The organism is Caloranaerobacter sp. TR13 (assembly GCF_001316435.1).
Classification (GTDB): domain Bacteria; phylum Bacillota; class Clostridia; order Tissierellales; family Thermohalobacteraceae; genus Caloranaerobacter.
In genome coordinates, this window is sequence record NZ_JXLL01000042.1 from 1 (window position 1) to 2,813 (window position 2,813).

4 protein-coding genes are annotated in these 2,813 nt (G+C 33.2%); all 4 read left to right on the forward strand.

Annotated features, from left to right (window positions below):
- Positions 1–228 precede the first annotated feature (228 nt).
- A complete protein-coding gene (locus TR13x_RS10745; protein WP_054871935.1) occupies positions 229–750 on the forward strand; it encodes a 2'-5' RNA ligase family protein in 522 nt (173 codons plus the stop codon).
- 178 nt (positions 751–928) lie between these two features.
- Positions 929–1,867 carry an adenosine deaminase gene (locus TR13x_RS10750; protein ID WP_054871936.1) on the forward strand — a complete coding sequence of 313 codons (939 nt, stop codon included), beginning with the start codon at positions 929–931 and terminating at the stop codon, positions 1,865–1,867.
- A 268-nt stretch (positions 1,868–2,135) separates the two neighbouring features.
- Positions 2,136–2,549, forward strand: coding sequence for a GNAT family N-acetyltransferase (locus TR13x_RS10755; protein ID WP_054871937.1), 414 nt, complete (start codon positions 2,136–2,138; stop codon positions 2,547–2,549).
- Between the two features lie 52 nt (positions 2,550–2,601).
- The coding region (locus TR13x_RS10760) for a DUF3795 domain-containing protein (protein WP_054871938.1) at positions 2,602–2,813 on the forward strand (212 nt) is incomplete at its 3' end.

Genomic DNA, 2,813 nt, shown 5'->3' on the forward strand with positions numbered 1-2,813 from the left:
TCATTTGAAAGAAAATATTGTAATAAAGCACGTTAGTGGAAGAAGGATTTGAATGGGAATAAATAAAAGCAACTGTGCATATATTTAGATATTTATTTGTGATATACATAAGAAAATTTTCATGAACAATTATTCGCAAATACCGCTATATTATTCAATAATACAAACCTTAATTCGTGAAAAGGGAGTTAGGCGAATTATTAAATCAAATAGGAAAGGATGATATTTATGCCATATGCAATAGAACTATATGTAGATACAGAAAGCTCAAAAACAATAGATGAAATTTGTAACAAACTTGCTTCGGAAGGAATTAGCATTGATAAGGGTACAAAACCACATATATCTTTAGCTATTTATGAAGACATTCCAATAGAAAGTTTTAAAAAAGAACTTCAAATGTTTTCATATAAAACAAAACCTTTTGATATAACTTTATCGAGTGTAGGAATGTTTGTAACAGAAAGTATAGTTATATATCTTGCTCCTACTGTAACTAAAGAATTATTAGGAATTCATTCAGAATTTCATAATAGTTTTAAAAAATACCGAAGTAAAGCTTGGGATTATTATCTACCAAACAGATGGGTACCACATTGCACATTAGCAATGAATTTGAATGATGAGATGGTTAATAAAACAATTAATATTTGTAGAGGTTTAGAGTTACCAATAAATGTTAAGATAAATAAGAGTGGTATATTAGAATTTAAGCCAAACAAACAATTGATAGAATATAAACTTGGGTAAAAAGCATTTACTCCATCTAACAGAGTGTTTGCAACATCAACTTTTGTCATCAGTTTTGCAAGGATTAGAGCTAAGGTTTGGAGAGTAAAACTGACGCCAAACCCAGTGGGATGTTGACGTTACAAACACTTAGGACGTTATTTGAAATCTGGGTAAGCTGATATAGGGGGAAATCTGAATGTACACGAAACAGTTTATTGAAGCTCTTGAGAATAGAAACATAGAGAAATTGAGAAGCATTCCAAAAAGTGATCTACACAATCACTCGATCTTGGGAGGGAATCTTAAATATATAGAAGAATGGATTGGGAAAAAGATCCCAAGGTTAACGAAGAGAATCACAAGCATTGAAGAAATGGAAGCTTGGGTTGGCAAGAACTACATTCCATATGTGAAGGGAACATCAGGTTTTGAAAAGGCAATAGAAGCAGCTTTTATACAAGCGAAAGCAGATGGAGTAATTAAATTGGAAATGAGCATAGATGTCTATTTCAGACATCTTTATAACGGTTCGGCTGAAGAATTGATTAAAGCACTGAAGAGACTTCATCAAGAATACGCACCAGAGGTAAACTTTATTCCTGAACTGGGGTTCAATCGGAGCGTTTCTCAAGAATTGCTAATCGAATGGTTTGAACCCTATCTTGATTATAACTATTTTAAGTCTGTAGATTTGTATGGAGATGAGTTTGCCCAGCCGGCAAGCAAATTAAAACAGTTGTATCGAATGGCGAAATCCAAAGGGTTGAAGTTGAAGGCGCATGTTGGAGAATTTGGAGATGCTGAGAGTATCCAAGAAACAGTCGAAGTCCTGGAGTTGGACGAGATTCAACACGGAATTAGCGCAGTCAAGTCAAAATCAGTCATGAACTTCCTGCAGAGGAATAATATTCAGTTGAACATTTGTCCAACAAGCAATTACATGTTAAGCAGAGTAGAGGAGATAAAGAACCATCCAATAAGAGAACTGTTTGATAACGGTATAAAGGTAACTGTGAATACAGATGATGTAATAGTGTTTCAAAACGGTGTATCAGAAGAGTTTTTGCTATTGTATGATCAAGGAGTTTTTTCAGCAGAAGAATTAGATGTTATAAGAATGAATGGGCTACGGTGAAGGCTTGCCCTGACTTCACATGACAGAGCGGTTCCCAACAAAACCCATCTTGCTAATCGAGTTAGTAGCTGCATTAAGTATTCGCAGGCTCCAGCCATAATCAGTTCCTTGTAAAGTTCGAAGGTGTCGCTCGCTAACGCGAGACTGTTATATATCATACCTGTGTAAATTGTATTTATAATAGGGTTTTATAAAAGGAGTGTTTTGGATGGTAAAAAGAAGATAGAAGATTCTTTATTTATTAGAAAAAAATAAAGGAGGAGTAAATTTGCGTAACATTAATTATAAATATATAAACGAATTTAATGAGAATGATTTAAAAGAATTATATGAAGATGCAGGTTGGACAACATATACTAAGGATTTATCTAAGCTTATCAAAGCTATAAAACTTTCATTGATGACTATATCAGCATGGGATGGTAATAAATTAGTTGGTCTAATTAGAGTGGTTGGAGATGGTCAAACAATAATATATATACAAGATATTTTGGTATTGGATTCATATAAAAGAAATGGAATAGGATCAAAGCTATTGAGTCTCATATTAGACAAATATAAAGATGTACGTCAAAAAGTTTTATTAACAAATGATAGTGAAGAGACTAGAGGTTTTTATCAGTCAAATGGTTTTTACTCATGTGATAGAGGAGAGTTAGTTGCTTTTGTAAAATTTAACTAGATTATAAACTAACTGATAATTTTTTACTATTAAAAAGAAGGGGGAATCTATTATGAAAAAAGTTATTGGAGCATGTGGGTGCATTTGCAGTGATTGCAGGATTTATGAAAAGGATTGTAAGGGATGTCATGCTATAAAGGGTAAGCCATGTTGGCTGCATGAAGTAGGGCTTGATGTTTGTGATTTTTATGAATGCTGTGTAATGGATAAAGGGCTAGAACATTGTGGAGAATGTAGAGAAATTCCATGTAACAAGTTTTGGAA